This window comes from Streptomyces gardneri (assembly GCF_006539185.1).
Classification (GTDB): domain Bacteria; phylum Actinomycetota; class Actinomycetes; order Streptomycetales; family Streptomycetaceae; genus Streptomyces; species Streptomyces gardneri.
Map to the genome: position 1 here is coordinate 12,613 of NZ_BJMN01000012.1, position 18,888 is coordinate 31,500.

An 18,888-nucleotide genomic window follows, 5' to 3' on the forward strand; every position below is an offset into this window, starting at 1 on the left:
TCGGACCTCAGGCCTCGGGCCTCGGGCCTCAGATCCAGCTGAGCTCCCACAGGCGCCAGATGCCGGTGCCGTCCGTGAGGTACTGGGAGCCGGCCACGGCCTCCGTGGCGAGGACGAAGTCCTTCTTCTGCCACAGCGGGACGAGCGGGACGTCGTCGGCGACCTCGTCCTGGATCTCCTTGAAGTCGGAGGCCGCCCGGGAGCGGTCGCTGAACTGCTGCGTCGAGGAGATCAGGGTGTCGATCCGCTTGCTGGAGAACCCGTTGTGCAGGGTGTTCGCGGTGCCGACGAGCGGCGCGGTGAAGCTGTCGGAGTCGGGGAAGTCGGGGAGCCAGCCGACGGTGTACGCGTCGTAGGTGCCCTTCGCGTACGCCTTCTGGAACTCCGTCCACTTGACCTCGACGGTCTCGACCTCGAAGAGACCGGTCTCCTCCAGCTGCCGCTTGATCTCGGCGGTCTCGGCGCCGTAGGTGGCGTCCGCGCGGTAGCCGAAGGTGAACTTCACCGGGGTCGCGATCCCGGCGGCCTTCAGGAGCTTCTTCGCCTTCTTCGCGCTCGGCGCGGGAGTGGCGTCGTAGAAGGCCGTGCTGTGGCCCACGAAGCCCTGCGGGATCAGGGAGTAGAGCGGCTCGACCGAGCCCTTGTACGCGCCGGTGGCGATCTCGGGGCGGTCGATGACGGCGGCGACGGCCTGGCGCACGGCCTTGTCCGCCATCGGCGTGCCGGGCCGGACGTTGAAGTTGAGGTTGCGGATCTCGGCGCTCTCCGCCTCGGTGACCCGCGTCCCGTCCTTGGTCTCCAGGTTCGAGAGGAACTCCGGCGGGAGCTGCCGGTGCGTCACCTCGATGTCCTTCGCCTTCCAGGCGTCGGCGAGGTCCGCGGACTGGCCGTAGTACTTCACGAGGACCGGGCCGCCGGTCTTGGTGACGGCGCCCTTGTAGTTCGGATTGGGCTCCAGGAGGGCGGACTCGCCCTCCTTGTACTCCTTGAGGACGTACGGCCCCGATCCGTCGACGCCGGAGCCCGTACGCAGCCTGTCGGCCGGGTACTGGTCCTTGTCGACGATCGAGCCGGCACCCGTGGCCACCTTCAGCGGGAAGGTCGCGTCCCGGCCGCTCAGGTGGAAGGTGACCGTGCGGTCCTGCGACGTGACGCTCTTCAGGGTCGGGAAGAGGGCCTTCGGGCCGACGTCCGTCTTGATGCGCAGCATCCGCTCGAAGGAGTACTTGACGTCCTCGGCGGTCACCTTGCGCCCGTTGGCGAAGGAGAGGTCGTCGCGGAGCGTGCACTGGTACGTGGTGAGCTTGCTGCCCACGAACTTGCAGCTCTCCGCCGCGTCCGGAACGGGGGTCGTGAACCCCGGCTTGAACGTCAGCAGCGACTGGAAGATGTTGCTGTACATGGCCCAGGAACCGGCGTCGTACGCACCGGCCGGGTCGAGTGAAGTGATCGCGTCGGTGGTGCCGACGCCGATGGGATCATTCCGGCCGCTGTCGGAGGGCAGGAGTTGCCAGCCCCCGACCCCGGCCGCCACCAGTACTCCACAAGTGATGAGGATCCGCAGACGGACCGTCGACCGCATTGCCGTGTTTCCTTTTTTCGTACCACCTAAGGCACGACGCCCCCCGAAACGCCGCATTGCAGACAGCCAATCACACGACCTTCACAGGGGGAAGGAAAAACTTTCACACAGCAGGTAAATGTCCGGGATATGAGACTTTAAGTCGCCTAGCAGCACGTATCGCTCTCCGTGCAGGGCGTCACCCGCCCCGATTACGCCTGCTTCGAGGCGAGTTCGACGACGGTGATGTCGGAGGGCGCGCCGACCCGGACCGGGGGTCCCCAGGCGCCCGCGCCGCGCGAGACGTACAGCTGGGTGTCGCCGTACCGCTCCAGGCCGGCGACGGTCGGATTGGCCAGCTCGGCGAGGTACTCGCCCGGCCAGAGCTGACCGCCGTGGGTGTGGCCGGAGAGCTGGAGGTCCACGCCGTGGCGCACGGCGTCGTGGACGACGATCGGCTGGTGCGCGAGGAGGACGGAGGCACGGGCCCGGTCGCGGTCGCCGAGGGCGCGGGCGAAGTCGGGGCCCTGGCCCTCGCTCTCCCCCGCGACGTCGTCGACGCCCGCGAGGTCGAAGCCGGCCGCGATCTCCACGCGCTCGTTGCGCAGGGGGCGCAGGCCGAGCTCGCGTACGTGGTCGACCCAGGCGTCGGCGCCCGAGAAGTACTCGTGGTTGCCGGTCACGAAGAAGGAGCCGTGGCGGGCGCGGAGCCGGGCGAGCGGCTCGGCGGCGGAGCCGAGGTTCTCGACGGTGCCGTCGACGAGGTCGCCGACGATCGCGATCAGGTCGGGCTGGGTGGAGTTGATCGTGTCCACGATCCGCTGACTGTGGGCACGGCCCAGGATCGGCCCGAGGTGGATGTCGGACACGACGGCGATCCGGTACCCGTGCGCGGCGCGCGGCACCTTGGCGAGCGGAACGGTGACGCGCTTGACCCGCGGCCCGCGCAGCACGCCGTACGTGCCGTACCCGACGGTCCCGAGCGCCACGGCCGCGGCGGACCCGCCGACGACGCGCGAGACGAAGAGCCGCCGGGAGACGTCGGCGGGGGCGACGGCCGGAGGCGCGGGCTCCTCCGCCGGCACGGGCACGGGCGTGGACACGGACGCAGGCTTCCCCGCGTCGGGCACGGTCACGGGCTCGGGCTCGACGGCCGGGACGGGCGCGGGGGCGGCCTCCGGCGGCACGGCGGCCTTCGCGTCGCGCCGGGCGAGCCGGGCACGCAGGACGGGCCGCACGGCCTCGCCGACGATCAGGGCCAGGGTCACGTACAGGAGCAGCGCGAGCCACAGGAACCCCGGCCAGGCGACGACCTGCTGGAACCAGAAGGGCGCGCCGGCGCGCGAGGAGCTCAGGGCCGCGAGCGAGAGCAGCGGCAGGGCGACGACGACGGCCGTGCCCAGCCGGCGCGGCAGCCCGCCGGGCGCCGTCACGTCACGGACGAGGCGCCGCCACACGTACCAGTGGACCCCGCCGAGCACGGCGAGGACCACGACCAGGATCAGCAGGAAGGCGACCACGCCCCGAACCCCCTCTTTCTCGCTTTTCCGCCCAGGACCGGACAGTCCTAGGAGCTGTGACCGGTATCGCGACGCGCGCCGCGCACACCACGCAACCCGAGCACACCGATCACCGTCCCCAAGACAAAGGACGTGACGGCGAGCAGCAGGTGAACCCAGAAATAGGCCGTCGGGTCGCCCGCGTCGTCGAAGGCGAGGCCGCTCCCGTCGTTCCAGAGGTTCTTGACGAAGGTGATCCAGATGAACCAGCTCCACACCCCGAACGCGAGCAGGAACCAGGAGACGCGACGGCTGAGCTTCATGGCCCCAGTATCACCGTCCGCCTCTCGGGACCCGCGTCCGGGTGGACGAGCCCGGACGAACCGCCCGGTGGGGTTCGGATCCCTGTTCCGTACCTGTACGTTTTCGACCGTGTCTGCTTCGAAGAGGACCGCTTGGGCGGTCGCTGCTGCCGTACTCCTGCCGCTCGTCATCGCCGCGCCGGCGGCCCACGCGGACGAAGGGAAGGACACGAAGGACAAGCAGCCCAAACCGCCCGCCACGATGTCCGCGGTCGGCGGCGCGCTGCTCGGGAAGCCCGGCACCCAGGCCCAGCTGCTGCCCGGTGCCCCCGTGCTGCCCAAGGAGCTGTCCGCGCGGTCCTGGATCGTCGCGGACGCGGAGAGCGGCCAGGTCCTCGCCGCGCACAACGCGCACTGGCGGCTCGCCCCGGCGTCCACGCTCAAGATGCTCTTCGCGGACACCGTGCTGCCGAAGTTCGAGAAGACGAAGAACCACCTGGTGACCACCCAGGACCTGGCCGGGATGGGCTCCGGCTCCAGCCTGGTCGGCATCAAGGAGAAGCAGACCTACAGCGTCCACGACCTGTGGCTCGGTGTCTTCCTCCGCTCCGGCAACGACGCCGTCCACGTCCTGTCGGCCATGAACGGCGGCATCCCGCAGACCGTGAAGGACATGAACGACCACGCGGCCGAGCTCCAGGCGCTCGACACCCACGTGGTCTCCCCGGACGGCTACGACGCCCCGGGCCAGGTCTCGTCCGCGTACGACCTGACACTCATCGCCCGCAACGGCATGCAGAAGCCGGACTTCCGGGAGTACGCCGCCACGCCCCGCGCCGCCTTCCCCGGCGAGCTGAAGCCGGGCAAGAAGCGCGAGACCTTCGAGATCCAGAACACCAACCGGCTCCTCACCGGCGACCTCGGCGTCGCCCCCTACCAGGGGATCGCCGGCGTGAAGAACGGCAACACCACGCACGCGGGATCCACCTTCACGGGCGTCGCGGAGCGCGGCGGGAAGGTCCTGCTCGTCACCGTGATGAACCCGTCCTCGAAGGAGCAGCACGCGGTCTACAAGGAGACCGCCCGGCTGCTCGACTGGGGCTTCGCGGCGGCCGGGAAGGTGACCCCGGTGGGCGAACTGGTGCCGCCCGCGTCGGCCCGTACGGGCACGGGCACGGGGACCGGGTCGGGCGGCGGGACCACGCCCGCGCCCGGGAAGCAGGCCCCCGGTGCGTCGGCGACCGCCGCCGTCTCCGAGGAGAAGTCCGGCGGGGTCGGGATCGCGCTGAGCATCGCGGGCGGGGTGCTCGTCCTGCTCGCCGGCGCCGTCTTCCTCGTCAACCGCCGCTGGCCGCTGGCCGGTTCGGGCTCGCGTCGGCAGCGCTCGCGGGCTCCTCGGGATCCGGACGTGAACCCGTAGCCGTCCAGGCCGCGCAGAAGAGCAGGAGCTTCGCGGTGAAGTTGATCCACAGCATCAGGGCGATCGGCGTGCCGAAGGCCCCGTACATCGACTTCCCCGCGACCCCCTTCATGTAGCCGCCGAGCAGCAGCTTGAGCAGCTCGAAGCCGACCGCGCCGATGAGCGCCGCCACCACGAGCCGGCGCCGGGGCGGCTGGACGCCGGGCAGCAGCGTCAGGAGGTAGAGCAGCATCAGGAAGTCGGCCACGACGGCGACGAGGACGGCGGCGGCCTGGAGCAGATAGCCGCCCGCCCCCTCGCCGGAGATGCCGACCCGGTCGGCGGTCCAGCCGACGGCGGTGGAGCCGAGCCAGGACGCGGCGAGCGAGCAGATCGCGACGCCGCCGAGGCCGAGGAGCACGAGCGTGTCCTTGCCCTTGCGCACGATCGGATTGCCCTCCTCGGCGTCGTCGAGGCCCCACACGACCCGCAGGCACTCCCGCATGGCGCCGATCCAGCTGATGCCGGTGAGGAGCAGCAGGGCGCCGGCGATGAGTCCGACGGTGCCGGCGTTGGCGACGAGCCCGTCGATGTCGAGCTGGTCGGAGATGCCGGGCACCTGGTCGGCGACCTTCTCCTCGATCTTGTCCAGCTGCTTCTGGGAGAGGAGCGCAGCACCGATCGCGGCGGCGACGGTGATCAGCGGGAAGAGGGCGAGGAAGGAGAGGAAGGTGATCGCGGCGGCGAGCCGGCTCCAGTGGACCTCGTCGAGGGTCTCGTACGAGCGCCACGCGTGGGTCCGCATGAGGCGGGTGGCCACGGGGCCGATGACGGGGAGCTTGGTCAGCCAGTCCATGTCGTACGCGTACCCCTCGGTCCGTTGGTCCGGGAAAGGCCCGGTGCCCGGAGTACGAGAATCCCCCGGCGGGGCAGCCGCGCCGGGGACCGACATCCCGGAGGCGACGGCAGCAATACCGGCATAAGCGACAGGTCCGGCTATACGGTCACCCTGATGGCCGTCGAGACCCACCGCCCTCTGAGGAGTACCCCACGATGAAGGACGCCTTCGGCACCCCGCAGTCCCTGCTCGTCCTCGGCGGCACCTCCGCCATCGGGCTCGCCACCGCGCGCCGGATGATCGCCCGCGGCGTCCGGACGGTCTGGCTGGCCGGCCGCCCCTCCCCCGCGCTCACCGCCGCCGCGGACTCGCTGCGCGCGCTCGGCACGGACGTGCACACCGTCCCCTTCGACGCGCTCGACACCGAGTCGCACGAGGAGCGGCTCGGCAAGATCTTCACGGAGGGGCCCGTCGACGTGGTGCTGCTCGCCTTCGGGGTCCTCGGCGACCAGGCGCACGACGAGGCCGACCCCGTCGCCGCCGTCCGCGTCGCGCAGACCAACTACACGGGCGCCGTCTCGGCCGGCCTGGTGTGCGCGGGCGCGCTCCAGGCGCAGGGGCACGGCTCGCTGGTGGTGCTCTCCTCGGTGGCGGGCGAGCGGGCCCGGCGCGCCGACTTCATCTACGGGTCGTCGAAGGCGGGTCTCGACGTCTTCGCCCAGGGCCTCGGGGACGCGCTGTACGGCACGGGGGCGCACGTCATGGTCGTCCGGCCCGGATCCGTGCGGTCGGCGGCCGCGCCCGGGCGGTCCGGCTCCCGGCGGTCCGGCTTCGCGACCACTCCCGAGGCGGTCGCGACCGCGATCGAGCTGGGGCTGCGGCGCCGCTCGGAGACGGTGTGGGTGCCGGGGACGCTGCGGATGGCGATGTCGGCGGTACGGCACCTGCCGAGGCCGCTCTTCCGCCTCCTGCCCGTGTGAGAGGCAGGAGCGGGAGCCCGAGCGGGAAGGGTCAGCCGGCGGGGGTGGCGGTCGGCGCGTCGACCGGGCTGCCGCCCTGCGTCGGGACGGCCGAGATCGGGCGTCCGCTGCCGAACTCGTAGTCGTACAGCTTCCGCCACACGCCGTCCGGGCCCTGCTCGTACAGCGCGAACGAGCGGCACGTCCAGGCCGCCTCGTACCCGGCGAGCTCCTCGAACGCCCGGTCCATCCCCTCCTCGGAGATGGCGTGCGCCACGGTGACGTGCGGGTGGTACGGGAACTGGAGCTCGCGCGCGAGCGGTCCCTCCTCGTCCCGGATCCGGTGCTGGAGCCGGTTGCAGAGGGGGACGCCTTCCTCGAGCTTCACGAAGACGACCGGGGAGAGCGGCCGGAAGGTCCCCGTGCCCTTCAGACGGACGGGGAACGGCTGGTACCCGGCGGCGACCCCGGCGAGGTGCGCCTCGATCTCCGGGAGCCGCTCCTCCGCGACCTCGGTCGGCGGGACGAGGGTGACGTGCGTGGGGATGCCGTGCGCGGCGGGATCCCCGAAGCCCGCGCGCCGCTCCTGGAGCAGGCTGCCGTAGGGCTCCGGGACCGCGATCGAAACGCCGAGCGTTACGGTCCCCACGTCGTTCTCCTCCGTCGTCCGTCGAGTCGTGTGCCTGTGGTCGTGCTTGTGGTGGTGCAGCCGCCAGTGTGCGTCCTGCACCACCCTCGTGGCCAGGGTCCTAGGACTCAGTGCTTGGCGGGCAGGAAGCCCATCCGGTCGTAGGTCTGCGCCAGCGTCTCGGCCGCGACCGCGCGGGCCTTCTCCGCGCCCTTGGCCAGGATCGAGTCCAGCGTCTCCGGGTCGTCCAGGTATTCCTGGGTCCGGGCCCGGAACGGCGTGACGAAGTCCACCATGACCTCGGCCAGGTCCGTCTTCAGCGCGCCGTACATCTTGCCCTCGTAGCTCTTCTCCAGGTCGGCGATGCTCGTCCCGGAGAGGGTGGACAGGATGGTGAGGAGGTTGGAGACGCCGGCCTTGTTCTCCGGGTCGAAGCGGATCACGGTGTCCGTGTCGGTGACCGCGCTCTTGACCTTCTTCGCGGTGACCTTCGGCTCGTCCAGGAGGTTGATCAGGCCCTTCGGCGTGGACGCCGACTTGCTCATCTTGATCGTCGGGTCCTGGAGGTCGTAGATCTTCCCGGTCTCCTTGACGATGTACGGCTTGGGGACGGTGAAGGTGTCGCCGAAGCGGCCGTTGAAGCGCTCCGCGAGGTCGCGGGTCAGCTCGATGTGCTGGCGCTGGTCCTCGCCGACCGGGACCTCGTTGGCCTGGTAGAGCAGGATGTCCGCGACCTGGAGGATCGGGTACGTGAAGAGGCCGACGGTGGCGCGGTCGGCGCCCTGCTTCGCCGACTTGTCCTTGAACTGCGTCATGCGGGAGGCCTCGCCGAAGCCGGTGAGGCAGTTCATGACCCAGCCGAGCTGCGCGTGCTCGGGGACGTGGCTCTGGATGAACAGCGTGCAGCGGTCCGGGTCGAGCCCGGCGGCGAGCAGCTGCGCGGCGGCGAGGCGGGTGTTCGCCCGCAGCTCGGCGGGGTCCTGCGGAACCGTGATGGCGTGCAGGTCGACGACCATGTAGAAGGCGTCGTGGGACTCCTGCAGCGCGACGTACTGACGGACCGCACCGAGGTAGTTGCCGAGGTGGAAAGAGCCCGCCGTGGGCTGGATTCCGGAGAGCGCGCGAGGACGATCAGAGGCCATGCACATCATTCTCTCAGGTGTGGGAACCGATCCCCGACTGCCGGTGTATCAAGAGTGTGAGGACGCGGGAGGGGACCCGGGAGGGGGGCCTGGTCGACGACGAGGCCGTGGTGATCGCACGGGTGCGCGCCGGAGAGCCGGAGGCGTACGCGGAGCTGGTCCGCGCGCACACGGCGGTGGCGCTGAGGGCGGCCGTGGCGTGCGGCGCTGGGCCGGAGGCCGAGGACGTGGTGCAGCAGGCGTTCTTCAAGGCGTACCGCTCGCTGGGGCGGTTCAAGGAGGGTGCGGCGTTCCGGCCGTGGCTGCTGCGGATCGTCGTCAATGAGACCAGGAACACAGTGCGCTCGGCGGGTCGGCAGCGGGCCGTCGCGGACCGGGAGGCGGACCTGCTCGGCGGCGAGCCGCGGATACCGGAGTCGGCGGACCCGGCGGTCGCCGCGGAGGAGCGGGAGCGGAGCCGGCGGCTCCTCGACGCCCTGGACGGTCTCGCCGAGGACCATCGGCAGGTGGTGATCCACCGCTATCTGCTGGAGCTGGACGAGGCGGAGACGGCCGCGGCGCTCGGCTGGCCGAGAGGGACGGTGAAGTCCCGGCTGAGCCGGGCGCTGAAGAAGCTGGGACTCGTGCTGGAGGGAGGTGAGGAGCGTGGCTGACGAGCTGCTTCCGGAGGAGCTGCGGGAGCTGGGGCGGCGGCTGCGGGTGCCCGACGTGGACGGCGGGTCCATGGCGGAGCGGGTGCTCGCGCAGCTCCTCGCCGAGCATGTACCGACGCCCGCGCCGGAGCTGCCGGGGCCGTGGCGACGGCGGTGGGCGCGGGTGCGGGCATGGGTGCGGGAGCGGCGGCGGGCGCTGGTGGCCGGCCTGACCGGGGTGCTGATCGTGCTGGTGCTCACCCCTCCCGTGCGGGCGGCGGTGGCGGACTGGTTCGGCTTCGGCGGGGTCACCGTGCGCTACGCCCACGACCCCGCGGGCCGCACCGCGCCGCCCGGCGGGGCGGTGCCGGGCTGCTCCGACCCGGTGCCGGCGGCGGAGGCCGGGCGCAGGGCCGGGTTCGAGCCGGTGATACCGGGCGCGCTCGGCGCGCCGGACGCGGTCTCGGTGACGGGGTCGGCCGAGCGGGGCCGGGCGGTGATCAGCCTGTGTTGGCGCGTCGGGGAGCGGACGGTCCGGCTGGACGAGTTCCCGGCCCGGCTGGACATCGGCTTCGCCAAGGAGGTCACGACGCAGCCGGAGTGGGTGGATCTGCCGGACGGGGCGCAGGGCTACTGGTTCGCGGCTCCGCATCTGCTGACGGTCCCGATGACGGACGGGACGGGCGGGAGCTGGACCCATGAGGTCCGCACGGCGGGCCCCACCCTCCTCTGGACGCGGAGCGGGGGCGCGCTCACCTTCCGGCTGGAGGGCATACCGGACCGGGAGGAGGCGCGCCGGACGGCGGAGTCGGCCGGCTGACCGCGGCTGCGGCGTTGGCCGGCGGGCGCCCGCGTGTGGTGGGCGCGCCGTCGTCGAGGTTTCCGCTTCCGGCGCGCGAGCGACGATAAGAAGGGGAGCCACAACCCCTGAGCTCCCGGGCCGCAGGACGAACGGAGATCCCGTGTCGAGGACGCAAGACGCGATCGCTTCCGCGGAGGCGCACAGCGCTCACAACTACCACCCCCTTCCGATCGTCGTCGCCTCGGCGGACGGCGCCTGGATGACCGATGTCGAAGGGCGCCGCTATCTCGACATGCTCGCCGGGTACTCGGCGCTCAACTTCGGGCACGGCAACCGCCGGCTGATCGAGGCCGCGAAGGCGCAGCTGGAGCGGGTGACGCTGACCTCGCGCGCCTTCCACCACGACCGCTTCGCCGAGTTCTGCACGCAGCTCGCCGCCCTGTGCGGCAAGGAGGCGGTGCTGCCGATGAACACGGGGGCGGAGGCGGTCGAGACGGCCGTGAAGACCGCCCGGAAGTGGGGGTACGAGGTGAAGGGCGTGCCGGACGGGCACGCGAAGATCGTGGTCGCGGGGAACAACTTCCACGGCCGGACGACGACGATCGTCAGCTTCTCCACGGACCACGAGGCGCGGGACCACTTCGGCCCGTACACGCCGGGGTTCGAGATCGTCCCGTACGGGGACCTGACCGCCCTGGAGGCGGCGGTCACCGAGAACACGGTGGCGGTGCTGCTCGAACCGATCCAGGGCGAGGCGGGGGTCCTGGTCCCGCCGGCCGGCTATCTGCCGGGGGTGCGGGAGCTGACCCGCCGGCGGAACGTCCTGTTCATGGCGGACGAGATCCAGTCGGGTCTGGGCCGGACGGGGAAGACCTTCGCGTGCGAGCACGAGGGCGTCGTGCCGGACGTGTACATCCTGGGGAAGGCGCTGGGCGGCGGTGTCGTGCCGGTGTCGGCGGTGGTCGCCGACCGTTCCGTGCTCGGGGTGTTCCGGCCGGGTGAGCACGGGTCGACGTTCGGCGGGAATCCGCTGGCCTGCGCGGTGGCCCTGGAGGTGATCGCGATGCTGCGGACGGGCGAGTACCAGGAGCGGGCGGCCGAGCTGGGCGAGCACCTCCACGCCGAGCTGAGGCTGCTCGTGGGCGGCGGTGCGGTGGAGGCGGTGCGCGGGCGCGGCCTGTGGGCGGGTGTGGACATCGCGCCGTCGAGGGGCACGGGCCGGGAGATCTCGGAGAAGCTGATGGAGCGGGGGGTCCTGGTGAAGGACACGCACGGGTCGACGATCCGGATCGCGCCGCCCCTGGTCATCTCGAAGGAGGACCTGGACTGGGGTCTCGAGCAGCTGCGGGAGGTGCTGTCGGACTGACAGGGGGCGGACCCCCGGGGCGGCCGGTCGTCAGGTGCGCAGCGCCTCCAGCGGCTCGACCCTGGCCGCCCGGAGCGCCGGATAGAGCCCGGCGAGCAGTCCGGTGAGCGAGCCGACGGCGGGGGCGACGACCACGGTGTAGGGGTTGATGACCGCGGTCCACTCCTGGGCGAGTGCGACCACGGCGACGACTCCGATGCCGATCGCCGTCCCGGCCAGTCCACCGAGCGTTCCGAGCACGGTGGACTCGGTGAGGAACTGGGCCGCGATGTGCCGGGGCCCGGCGCCCAGGGCCCGGCGCAGGCCGATCTCGCCCCGCCGCTCCAGCACCGCGACCAGCGTGGTGTTGGCGATGCCGACCGCGCCGATGACGAGGCAGATCCCGGCCAGGACCAGGAACAGTCCGGAGAGCGAGGTGTCGATCTCGTCCCGCAGGCCGTGCGGGTCGGGCGGTGGTACGGCGGTGAGCAGTTCGGGCCGGTCGGGGCGGAGGGCGAGCGGCGCCTGGTGGGCGATGAGCCGCGCCGCGCCGACATCGGTCCCGATGAGCATCCGGGCCGGGGAGTCGCGGGGCGGACCGTAGGCGCGGAGGGCCGTGGACTCCGGGATCATCACGCCGAGCAGGAGGTCGGGCAGCCGCTCCACGTCCGAGACGATCCCGACGACCGAGTAGGGGGTGCTGTTGATGAAGACGACCGGCTGGTTGTCGACGCGGGAGATCCCGAGCAGCCGGGCCGCGCCCGCGCCCAGGACGCAGACCTGCTCGGCGCGGCCCCGGTGGAACTGGTTGTACAGCGTCCCGGCGGCCACGACCGGCCGGGCCGCCTGCAGGGCGCCGGGGGACGCGGCGAAGAGCCGGACGCTCCGGGCGCGGGCGCTCTCGCCGGGTGGGGCGGGCCGGGTGCCGACGGAGGGGCTCCGCAGGGGAAGCTGCCACCACACGCCCGCGGCCGCCACGCCGTTGAGGCGCTGGACGCGCTCGTCGGCGTCCGGGGGGAAGCTCAGGACCGGGGTGGTCGAGGGGTCGGTCGGGGTCCGGTCCTGCACGGTGACGGTGGTGGCCGTCAGGGCGGTGAAGGCGTTGCCGATCTGCTGGGTGGCCGACGAGGTCAGCCCGAGCACGGCCACGAACGCGCCGACGCCGAGGACCGTGCCGAGCATGGTGAGGACCGATCGGCCGGGCCGCTGCACGAGCCCGGCGATCGCCTCGCCGAGTCCGTCGCGCAGCCGGAGCCGGGAGAAGGGGGGCAGCCCCCTGTCCTCGTCCTTCGTCCGGGTCATGCGGGGGTCTCCGCCGTGCTTCCCAGCTCTCCGTCGCGCATGACCAGCGTGCGCCCGGCCCGCGCGGCGACCGCCGGGTCGTGGGTGATGATCACGATGGTCTGACCGCTGCGGTGCAGCTCCTCGAAGAGTTCCATGATGATCTCGGAGGTGCGGCTGTCGAGGTTTCCGGTCGGCTCGTCGCAGAGCAGCAGCCGGGGCCGGTTGACCAGCGCGCGGGCGATGGCGACCCGCTGCCGCTCGCCTCCGGACATGGTGGGCGGCAGCGCGTCGAGCCGGTGCTCCAGGCCCACCCGGCGCAGGGCCTCGACCGCCCGGAGCCGCCGGGAGCGGGCGTCGCGGGCGACGTAGAGCTGGGCGAGTTCCACGTTCTCGGTCGCGGTGCGGTACGGGAGCAGCTGGAACGACTGGAACACGAAGCCGATCAGGTGTCCGCGCACGGCGGTCCGGCGCCGCTCGCCGAGCCCGGCGACGTCGATGCCGCCGAGCTCGTACGTACCGGCCGTGGGGCGGTCGAGGAGACCGAGGAGGTTGAGCAGGGTCGACTTGCCCGATCCCGAGGGGCCGACGACGGCGAGGAACTCACCTTCCCGCACATCGAGTTCGACGGGGCGCAGGGCGTGCACCTCGACCGTTCCCGGGAAGGTGCGGCTGAGCCCCCGCAACCGGATGACGGGAGCCTCCGGGGCGCTCACTGGCCGATCACCACACGGTCGCCCGCCGCGATCCGCTCACCGCCCCCGGGCGTGATCTGCACCATCCCGTCGGCCGACACGCCCGCGATGACGACGACGCGGCGCTCGGACCCGTCGGCGGCGAGGACGGTGACCGTCGTACGGGCGTCCGCGCCGGTCAGCATCGCCGCCTGCGGCACCGCGAGCACCTTGCCGTCGGTCAGGGCGGAGGAGATCTTGATCATCACGTTCTGGCCGGCCAGCTGCTCGCTCCACGGCTTGTCGGGGACGACGGAGACGGGCAGGAAGGGCACCCCGCCGTTGACCGTGCCGGCGTCGTCCTGCCGGGCCTGGCCCGCGGCACCGCCGGACTCCTTCGTCCGGGACTTGGCGTCGCCCGGCGTGACCTGCGCCCCGACGGAGCCGACCGTGCCGGTGGCGGTCGTCCCCAGGGCCTCGCTGGTGATCTCGACCCGGGTCCCGGTCGTCACGCGCCCCTTGAGGGCCGGGTCCAGATATCCCGTGAGTCGCGGACCGCCGCTCGTCAGGACGGCGACGGGGCCCTCGACGTCGTCGCCGACGGCGAGCGGCAGGGATGTCACGCGGGCGGGGAGGCGGGCGGCGAAGACCATCTCCGACATGGGGATCATGACGCCGTCGCGAGCCACGGCCTCGCCGTACGCCACGCGGGCCGCCGCCAGCTCCTTCCGGGCGCGCCGCAGGGCGTCGGCGGTGTCGGACGAGGTGGCGGAGCCGGAGGTGCCGGAGGTGTCGGAGGAGCCGGAGGAGCCGGAGGAGCCGGAGGAGCCGGAAGTGTCCGCGGAGTCGGAAGTGCCCGCGGAGCCGGAGGTGTCGACCGCACCGGCGCTGCCCGCGGTGTCGGCACTGCCCGCGCTGCCCGCGCTCCCGGCGCCCTCGGCGCCCTCGGCGCTCCCCGCACCCCCCGCACCCCTCGCGTCCCCCGCGCCCCCCGCATCAGCCGTCGGCCGGGGCGTGGGCCGCTCCGTCCGGCCCTTCACGAGCTCGTCGACCTGGCGCTGTTTCTCCTCCAGGGCCGCACGCGCCTGGGTCACCGCGTCTTCGGTCCGCGGCCCGGTCACCGGCGCCGCGTACCCCATCCGCCGGTAGAGCCGCTCGACCGCCCTCTGCGTGCCGGCGCCGAAGTACCCCTCGGGGTCGCCGCCGCGCGAGAGGCCGAGCCCGGCCAGCGCGTCCTGGAGCTGGGCGATGTCCTCGCCCCGGCGTCCGGGCAGGAGGTCTCGGTAGCTGGGCAGCGGGCCGGGCAGGGCGAACACCGGCCGCCCGGACACCTCCACCAGCGGGCGGGCCGCCCCGACCTTGGCCCCGGGGTTCACGAGGACCTTGGTGACCACGAGCCTGCCCCCGCCACCGCCCTCCCCCTCGCCGCTCTCGCCGTCGGCGGCCACGGCGCCGGTAGGGGTGATCTCCGTCTGCCGTCCCGTGCCGAAGTCCCCCCGGAAGACGATGGACTTGATCATCCGGCGCTCGACGACCGGCGCCGTGATCAGGCTCGCCTTCGGCGGCCCGCTGTCGGCGAGCGCCTGCGCGGGGGACTTGATCGACATCGATCCGATGACGCCACCCGTCGAGAGCAAGGCGGCCGCGACGGCCACGGAGATCGCGGTGCGCCGTCGCCGGGTGAGCGCCGAGGCCATCAGGAGGCCGCCCCTCCGGTCCCGGCGATGATCGCGTCGATCCGCTTGTTCTCCTCGACCAGCCGCTTCTGGTCGTCCTTGAGGGTCTCGGCGTTCTTGTCGATCTGCTCGTTCTGGTAGGCGGTCTCGACCGCGACCCAGGTGCCGACGACGTTGCCCTTCTTGCCGCAGGTCCAGGAGGCGACGGCCACGGCGATCTCCTCCGAGGTGGCCTTCGGGGTGTTCCAGCGGGTGTCGGCGGCCGCGTCGAACGAGTCCTGCTTGTAGTTGATGTAGCCCCGGTCGGCCATGCAGGCGACCCACTTCTTCTCGGCCGCGATCACCCGGGGGTCGTTCTTCGCGATCTCGAAGGACCGCGCCTTGATGGCCGCGGCCGTGTCGGCGTGACCGACGCGCTTGCCCTCGCCCGTCCCCTGGGCGAGCTTGCGCCGTGCCTCCCCCGCGCAGCCCTCCTTCGGCACCGACTGTCCGCGGAAGGAGGTCACCGGGGTGCCGGCCCCGTCGTCCTTCATCCCTTTCAGGACCTCGACGACCTCCTGGGAGTGACGGACCATCATGTCGTTCGTGAACGACCGCGGATCCCCCTGCGCCATATGGAAGCCGTACTTCTGTGCCGCCGCGAGCGACTCGGGCGGCCCGTAGCGGCGGGCGTGCGGCGACCCCTGGTTGACGGTCGCCTTGGGGTAGGCGATCGTCAGGCCGTAGCGCGCCAGGCAGTCCGACACCAGCGCGTTCTGCGCGAGTTGCGTCTTGACCATCTGGCCCATCGAGACGTCGTAGGCGTCGATGGGCAGCACGAGACCGGTGGTGTCCGCCTTCTTCTCCGCCTTCCCGACGCCGGGAACGGCGCGCGGCTCGGCCTGCCCGGCGGCCGCGCCACCGCCTCCCCGGGCCTCGCCCTCGGGAGCGGGATCCGAGGAACATCCCACCGCAAGGGTGAGCGTGGCGACGGTGGCGAACACGGCGAGCAGGCGCCGGGGAGCATTCATGACCAGGTACACCTTGGAGAGGGAGGCGGAAGAGGGAGAAGAGGAACGCGGCGGTGGCCGCATCGACGGGACGACACGGCCACCACGTACGGGATCAGGGATAGATGTTGCCCCAGGCGATGCCGGTGCCGACCATCGTGGCGGCGTTCTCGTTCCAGGTGTAGTAGAGCGGGCCGCCCTCCCCGTCGCGCGCCCAGTCCCAGTTGCCCTTGTAGCCGCTGTTGAACCAGACCGTGCCGCCGCGGCCCTGCCGGTACTGGACCTCCATGGCGGTGGCGTTGTTCTTCACCAGGTCGCCGGAGCCGGTGCCGGTGCCCGCCCGGAAGCGCTCACCCGCCAGGTCGGACCAGCTGCCCTCCTGGGCCCACACGGCCTGGGTGCCGGTGTGGTGCCAGAACAGGCACATCGGCATGCTGCCCCACGTGCCCGGGACGTGGCACTTCGACGAGTTGGCGTTGCCGGTCGAGCGGTGGTTCGGGTTCCAGTACTCGCCGGTCGCCGAGGCCGGGGACGTACTGAGAGCGAACACGGCCAGCGCGCCCGTGAGGGCGGCCACAGTTCTGCGGATCATGATGCTCCTCTGTCGGTTCACGAGATGTCTCTACGGAGAGGGCGGTCCACGTCAGTGCCGCGCAAGTTCACACGAAGCCGTTCGGACTCGTCAACAGCCTTTTTTGGACAGGGACTTGACGGAGTGTCAGGAATGATTGCGTCCACCTCGGAGGAATGATCGCTTCCTCGCGGGCCGACCTCGGAACACTCCGTGCGATCGGATCGAGCCATCGCGGACGGGACAACTGGGGCCATTGACACGAGAGTTGGTCTAGGCCAATGATGCCGCCATGCCGAGACTCCGTCTGCGTCACGCCGTGCGTGCCGCGCTCGCCGCCCTCGTCCCCCTCGCGCTCCTCGGCGCGTCCACGGGACCCGCACACTCCGCCCCCGGGGCGGCCTGGCCCGAGCCCGTCCCGGTCGTCTCGCACGTCGAGACCACCGACCCGGTCGTCTTCATCACCATCGACGACGGCTGGTACCACGACCCCGCGGCGGCGAAGCTGCTGCTCGACCGCCGGGTACCCGCCTCGCTCTTCCTCCTGCCGGGCGCCTACTCGTACGACTCCGGCTACTTCCACACCCTGCTGAACCAGGGCAGCTCCCGCGTCGAGAACCACACCGTCAACCACCCCGACCTGACCGCGCTCGACGCCGCCGGACAGAAGGCGGAGGTCTGCGGGGCCCGCGACCAGCACCTCGCCCGGTTCGGCGACGGCCCGCGCCTGCTGCGCCCGCCGTACGGCACGTACGACGCGACCACCCGGACCACCGCGCGCGCCTGCGGGGCGAAGGCCGTCGTGACCTGGACGTACGACCTCACCACCTGGGGCTCGTGGACCCCGCCGGCGCCGCAGCTCAAGGCCGGCGACATCATCCTGCTGCACTTCAACGAGACGGTGACGCAGGACCTGAAGCGGGCCCTGGACCTGGCCGAGGCGGCCGGCCTGAAGCCCGCGCCGCTCAGGGAGTACGTCCCCGAGTAGGCGGGCCCAGTGGGCCCCGTAGGGCCCGAGCGGGACTCAGAGGATCACGTGCGGGAGGAAGCGGGCGTACTCGTCGGTGACGAGGCCCGCCGACTCCCGGATCCCGAGCCCCGCCGCCTCGTTCTCGACGACCCACGCGCCGAGCACCACCCGGTTGCCGTCGAAGTCGGCCAGCGGGGCCAGCTCCTGGTAGCAGCAGGCCTCCCCGTCCCGCACGAACGGCTCCGTACCGGCCTCGTGCAGGGTGACGCCCGCGCCCTCGCGGCCGAGCAGCGGCTTGGCGACCCAGCCCGTGGTCGAGGCGAGCTCGCGCGGGCCGTCGAGGTAGGCGGGGAGCAGGTTCGGGTGACCGGGGTTCAGCTCCCACAGGATCGCGAGCAGCGCCTTGTTGGAGAGGAGCATCTTCCAGGCGGGCTCGATCCAGCAGGTGGTGCCGGTCCCGCCGCCGTTGTCGAGGGTGTCGAGGACGTGCTTCCCGAAGCGGTCGGTGGTCAGCCACTCCCACGGGTAGAGCTTGAAGCAGGCACGGATGAAGCGGAGCCGGTCGTCGACGAAGCGGCGCGAGAGCCGGTCCCAGCCGATCCGCTCGACGGAGAGCGCCTCGGTGTCGAGCCCGGCCTGCTGGGCGGTCTCGCGCAGGTACGCGACCGTCATCAGGTCCTCGCCGAGCTCGTCGCCGTCCGAGTGGACGAAGTGGACGGGGCCCGGCGGCAGCAGCGGCGCCTGGCGCTTCCAGGCGTCGACGAGGCGCTCGTGGAGCGAGTTCCACTGGTCGGCGCCGGGGAAGCGCTCCTCCATCCAGAACCACTGCGGGCTGGCGGCCTCCACCAGCGAGGTGGGGGTGTCGGCGTTGTACTCCAGCATCTTCGCCGGGCCCGTACCGTCGTAGCGCAGGTCGAACCGCCCGTAGAGGGAGGGGAGTTCGGCCCGCCGCCGCCAGGACTCGGCGACCAGGGACGCGAGCTTCGGGTCGGTGATCCCGAGCTCGGCGAACCGGTCGTTCTCGACGATGTGCTCGGCCGCCCCCAGGCACATCGCGTGCAGCTCCTCGACGACCTCCTCCAGCGCCTCGACCTCGGGCAGGGTGAAGGAGTAGTACGCGCTCTCGTCCCAGTACGGACGCAGCGAATCGTCCGGGTAGCGGGTCAGGGGGTAGATGACGCCCTGCTCCTCGACGATCCGCTGCCAGTCGGGCCGGGGCTCGATGGTGTGCCGCTTCATGTGCCGGGCCCTCCTCAGCCGCCGCCGGAGCCCGAGCAGCCGAAGCCGCCGGTGTCGACGGCCGCCTTGCTGAAGCTGCCGCCGCTCACCTTGCCGCTCCGGACGGAGCCGCCGTAGTAGTACGAGCCCCGGGTCGTGGTGCCGTTGCTGTCGTCGTCATCGTCGCCGCCACCGCTCTCGCACCGGTAGCTGGGCAGCTCCTCGCGGGTCAGCGGGTCCACACACCGCTGGTCCGGTTCCGAACCGCACGCGGTGATCGTCGCCGCGAGCACACCCATCCCGCCGAGCACCACCGTGCTCGACCTCAGCCTGCGCATGTCCGTCGCTCCCCTTCGCGGTCGTAACCGTCGTGGGCACGACAGTCGCGACCGCACAGTGTAG

General features: G+C 72.0%; 19 protein-coding genes. 6 read left to right on the forward strand and 13 right to left on the reverse strand.

Translation table 11 applies throughout. The annotated features are described in order from the left end of the window. Positions 1-28 precede the first annotated feature (28 nt). From SGA01_RS09810 to SGA01_RS09820, 3 genes are all read right to left on the reverse strand, one after another. Positions 29-1,582 carry an ABC transporter substrate-binding protein gene (locus tag SGA01_RS09810; RefSeq protein ID WP_141295418.1) on the reverse strand — a complete coding sequence of 518 codons (1,554 nt, stop codon included), beginning with the start codon at positions 1,580-1,582 and terminating at the stop codon, positions 29-31. A 191-nt stretch (positions 1,583-1,773) separates the two neighbouring features. Beyond that, a complete protein-coding gene (locus SGA01_RS09815; RefSeq protein ID WP_141295421.1) occupies positions 1,774-3,081 on the reverse strand; it encodes a metallophosphoesterase in 1,308 nt (435 codons plus the stop codon). 47 nt (positions 3,082-3,128) lie between these two features. After that, positions 3,129-3,383: an SCO4848 family membrane protein gene (locus SGA01_RS09820; RefSeq protein ID WP_055641735.1), complete on the reverse strand. Its 255-nt coding sequence runs from the start codon at positions 3,381-3,383 to the stop codon at positions 3,129-3,131. A gap of 109 nt (positions 3,384-3,492) precedes the next feature. Between SGA01_RS09820 and SGA01_RS09825 the strand changes: the two genes are divergently transcribed. Next, positions 3,493-4,782 carry a D-alanyl-D-alanine carboxypeptidase family protein gene (locus SGA01_RS09825; RefSeq protein WP_229918321.1) on the forward strand — a complete coding sequence of 430 codons (1,290 nt, stop codon included), beginning with the start codon at positions 3,493-3,495 and terminating at the stop codon, positions 4,780-4,782. Here SGA01_RS09825 and SGA01_RS09830 read toward each other — a convergent pair. After that, positions 4,700-5,617, reverse strand: a complete 918-nt coding sequence (locus SGA01_RS09830; protein WP_141295427.1) for a YihY/virulence factor BrkB family protein — start codon at positions 5,615-5,617, stop codon at positions 4,700-4,702. The genes SGA01_RS09825 and SGA01_RS09830 overlap by 83 nt on opposite strands. Positions 5,618-5,814: 197 nt before the next feature. Between SGA01_RS09830 and dprE2 the strand changes: the two genes are divergently transcribed. Next, entirely contained in the window at positions 5,815-6,579 is a 765-nt protein-coding gene (gene dprE2 / locus SGA01_RS09835) for a decaprenylphospho-beta-D-erythro-pentofuranosid-2-ulose 2-reductase (protein WP_055641737.1), read from the forward strand. 31 nt (positions 6,580-6,610) lie between these two features. Here the strand turns inward: dprE2 and SGA01_RS09840 are convergent, their stop codons facing one another. Beyond that, positions 6,611-7,207 carry a 2'-5' RNA ligase family protein gene (locus tag SGA01_RS09840; protein WP_141295430.1) on the reverse strand — a complete coding sequence of 199 codons (597 nt, stop codon included), beginning with the start codon at positions 7,205-7,207 and terminating at the stop codon, positions 6,611-6,613. 107 nt (positions 7,208-7,314) lie between these two features. After that, positions 7,315-8,328: a tryptophan--tRNA ligase gene (trpS, locus tag SGA01_RS09845; RefSeq protein ID WP_055641739.1), complete on the reverse strand. Its 1,014-nt coding sequence runs from the start codon at positions 8,326-8,328 to the stop codon at positions 7,315-7,317. A gap of 56 nt (positions 8,329-8,384) precedes the next feature. Here trpS and SGA01_RS09850 point away from each other — a divergent pair, with 56 nt between their 5' ends. The 3 genes from SGA01_RS09850 (at position 8,385) to rocD (ending at position 11,128) form a co-directional block, all read left to right on the forward strand. Next, entirely contained in the window at positions 8,385-8,981 is a 597-nt protein-coding gene (locus SGA01_RS09850) for an RNA polymerase sigma factor (RefSeq protein WP_141295432.1), read from the forward strand. Next, positions 8,974-9,780: a hypothetical protein gene (locus tag SGA01_RS09855; RefSeq protein ID WP_141295434.1), complete on the forward strand. Its 807-nt coding sequence runs from the start codon at positions 8,974-8,976 to the stop codon at positions 9,778-9,780. Before SGA01_RS09850 ends, SGA01_RS09855 begins: the two co-directional genes overlap by 8 nt. Before the next feature lie 142 nt (positions 9,781-9,922). After that, complete coding sequence (gene rocD / locus SGA01_RS09860; RefSeq protein WP_141295437.1) at positions 9,923-11,128, forward strand: ornithine--oxo-acid transaminase; 1,206 nt, start codon at positions 9,923-9,925, stop codon at positions 11,126-11,128. Between the two features lie 30 nt (positions 11,129-11,158). On the opposite strand, the gene SGA01_RS09865 is transcribed toward rocD, so the two are convergent. From SGA01_RS09865 to SGA01_RS09885, 5 genes are all read right to left on the reverse strand, one after another. After that, a complete protein-coding gene (locus SGA01_RS09865; protein WP_167534054.1) occupies positions 11,159-12,409 on the reverse strand; it encodes an ABC transporter permease in 1,251 nt (416 codons plus the stop codon). Beyond that, positions 12,406-13,104: an ABC transporter ATP-binding protein gene (locus SGA01_RS09870; RefSeq protein ID WP_055641742.1), complete on the reverse strand. Its 699-nt coding sequence runs from the start codon at positions 13,102-13,104 to the stop codon at positions 12,406-12,408. Before SGA01_RS09870 ends, SGA01_RS09865 begins: the two co-directional genes overlap by 4 nt. Next, a complete protein-coding gene (locus SGA01_RS41505; RefSeq protein WP_176602600.1) occupies positions 13,101-14,759 on the reverse strand; it encodes a peptidoglycan-binding domain-containing protein in 1,659 nt (552 codons plus the stop codon). Before SGA01_RS41505 ends, SGA01_RS09870 begins: the two co-directional genes overlap by 4 nt. Then, positions 14,759-15,748, reverse strand: a complete 990-nt coding sequence (locus SGA01_RS09880; RefSeq protein WP_141295440.1) for a hypothetical protein — start codon at positions 15,746-15,748, stop codon at positions 14,759-14,761. Before SGA01_RS09880 ends, SGA01_RS41505 begins: the two co-directional genes overlap by 1 nt. A 94-nt stretch (positions 15,749-15,842) precedes the next feature. After that, positions 15,843-16,319 (reverse strand): hypothetical protein, encoded by a 477-nt coding sequence (locus SGA01_RS09885; RefSeq protein ID WP_141295444.1) that lies wholly within the window; start codon positions 16,317-16,319, stop codon positions 15,843-15,845. Positions 16,320-16,590: 271 nt separating this feature from the next. Between SGA01_RS09885 and SGA01_RS09890 the strand changes: the two genes are divergently transcribed. Continuing rightward, on the forward strand, positions 16,591-17,286 hold the full coding sequence (locus SGA01_RS09890) for a polysaccharide deacetylase family protein (RefSeq protein WP_141295447.1): 696 nt from the start codon (positions 16,591-16,593) through the stop codon (positions 17,284-17,286). A 36-nt stretch (positions 17,287-17,322) separates the two neighbouring features. Here SGA01_RS09890 and SGA01_RS09895 read toward each other — a convergent pair whose 3' ends face one another. Together SGA01_RS09895 and SGA01_RS09900 are read right to left on the reverse strand one after the other, a co-directional pair. Further along, entirely contained in the window at positions 17,323-18,507 is a 1,185-nt protein-coding gene (locus SGA01_RS09895; protein ID WP_141295450.1) for a glutathionylspermidine synthase family protein, read from the reverse strand. Between the two features lie 14 nt (positions 18,508-18,521). After that, positions 18,522-18,824 (reverse strand): hypothetical protein, encoded by a 303-nt coding sequence (locus SGA01_RS09900; protein ID WP_024755284.1) that lies wholly within the window; start codon positions 18,822-18,824, stop codon positions 18,522-18,524. Positions 18,825-18,888 lie beyond the last annotated feature (64 nt).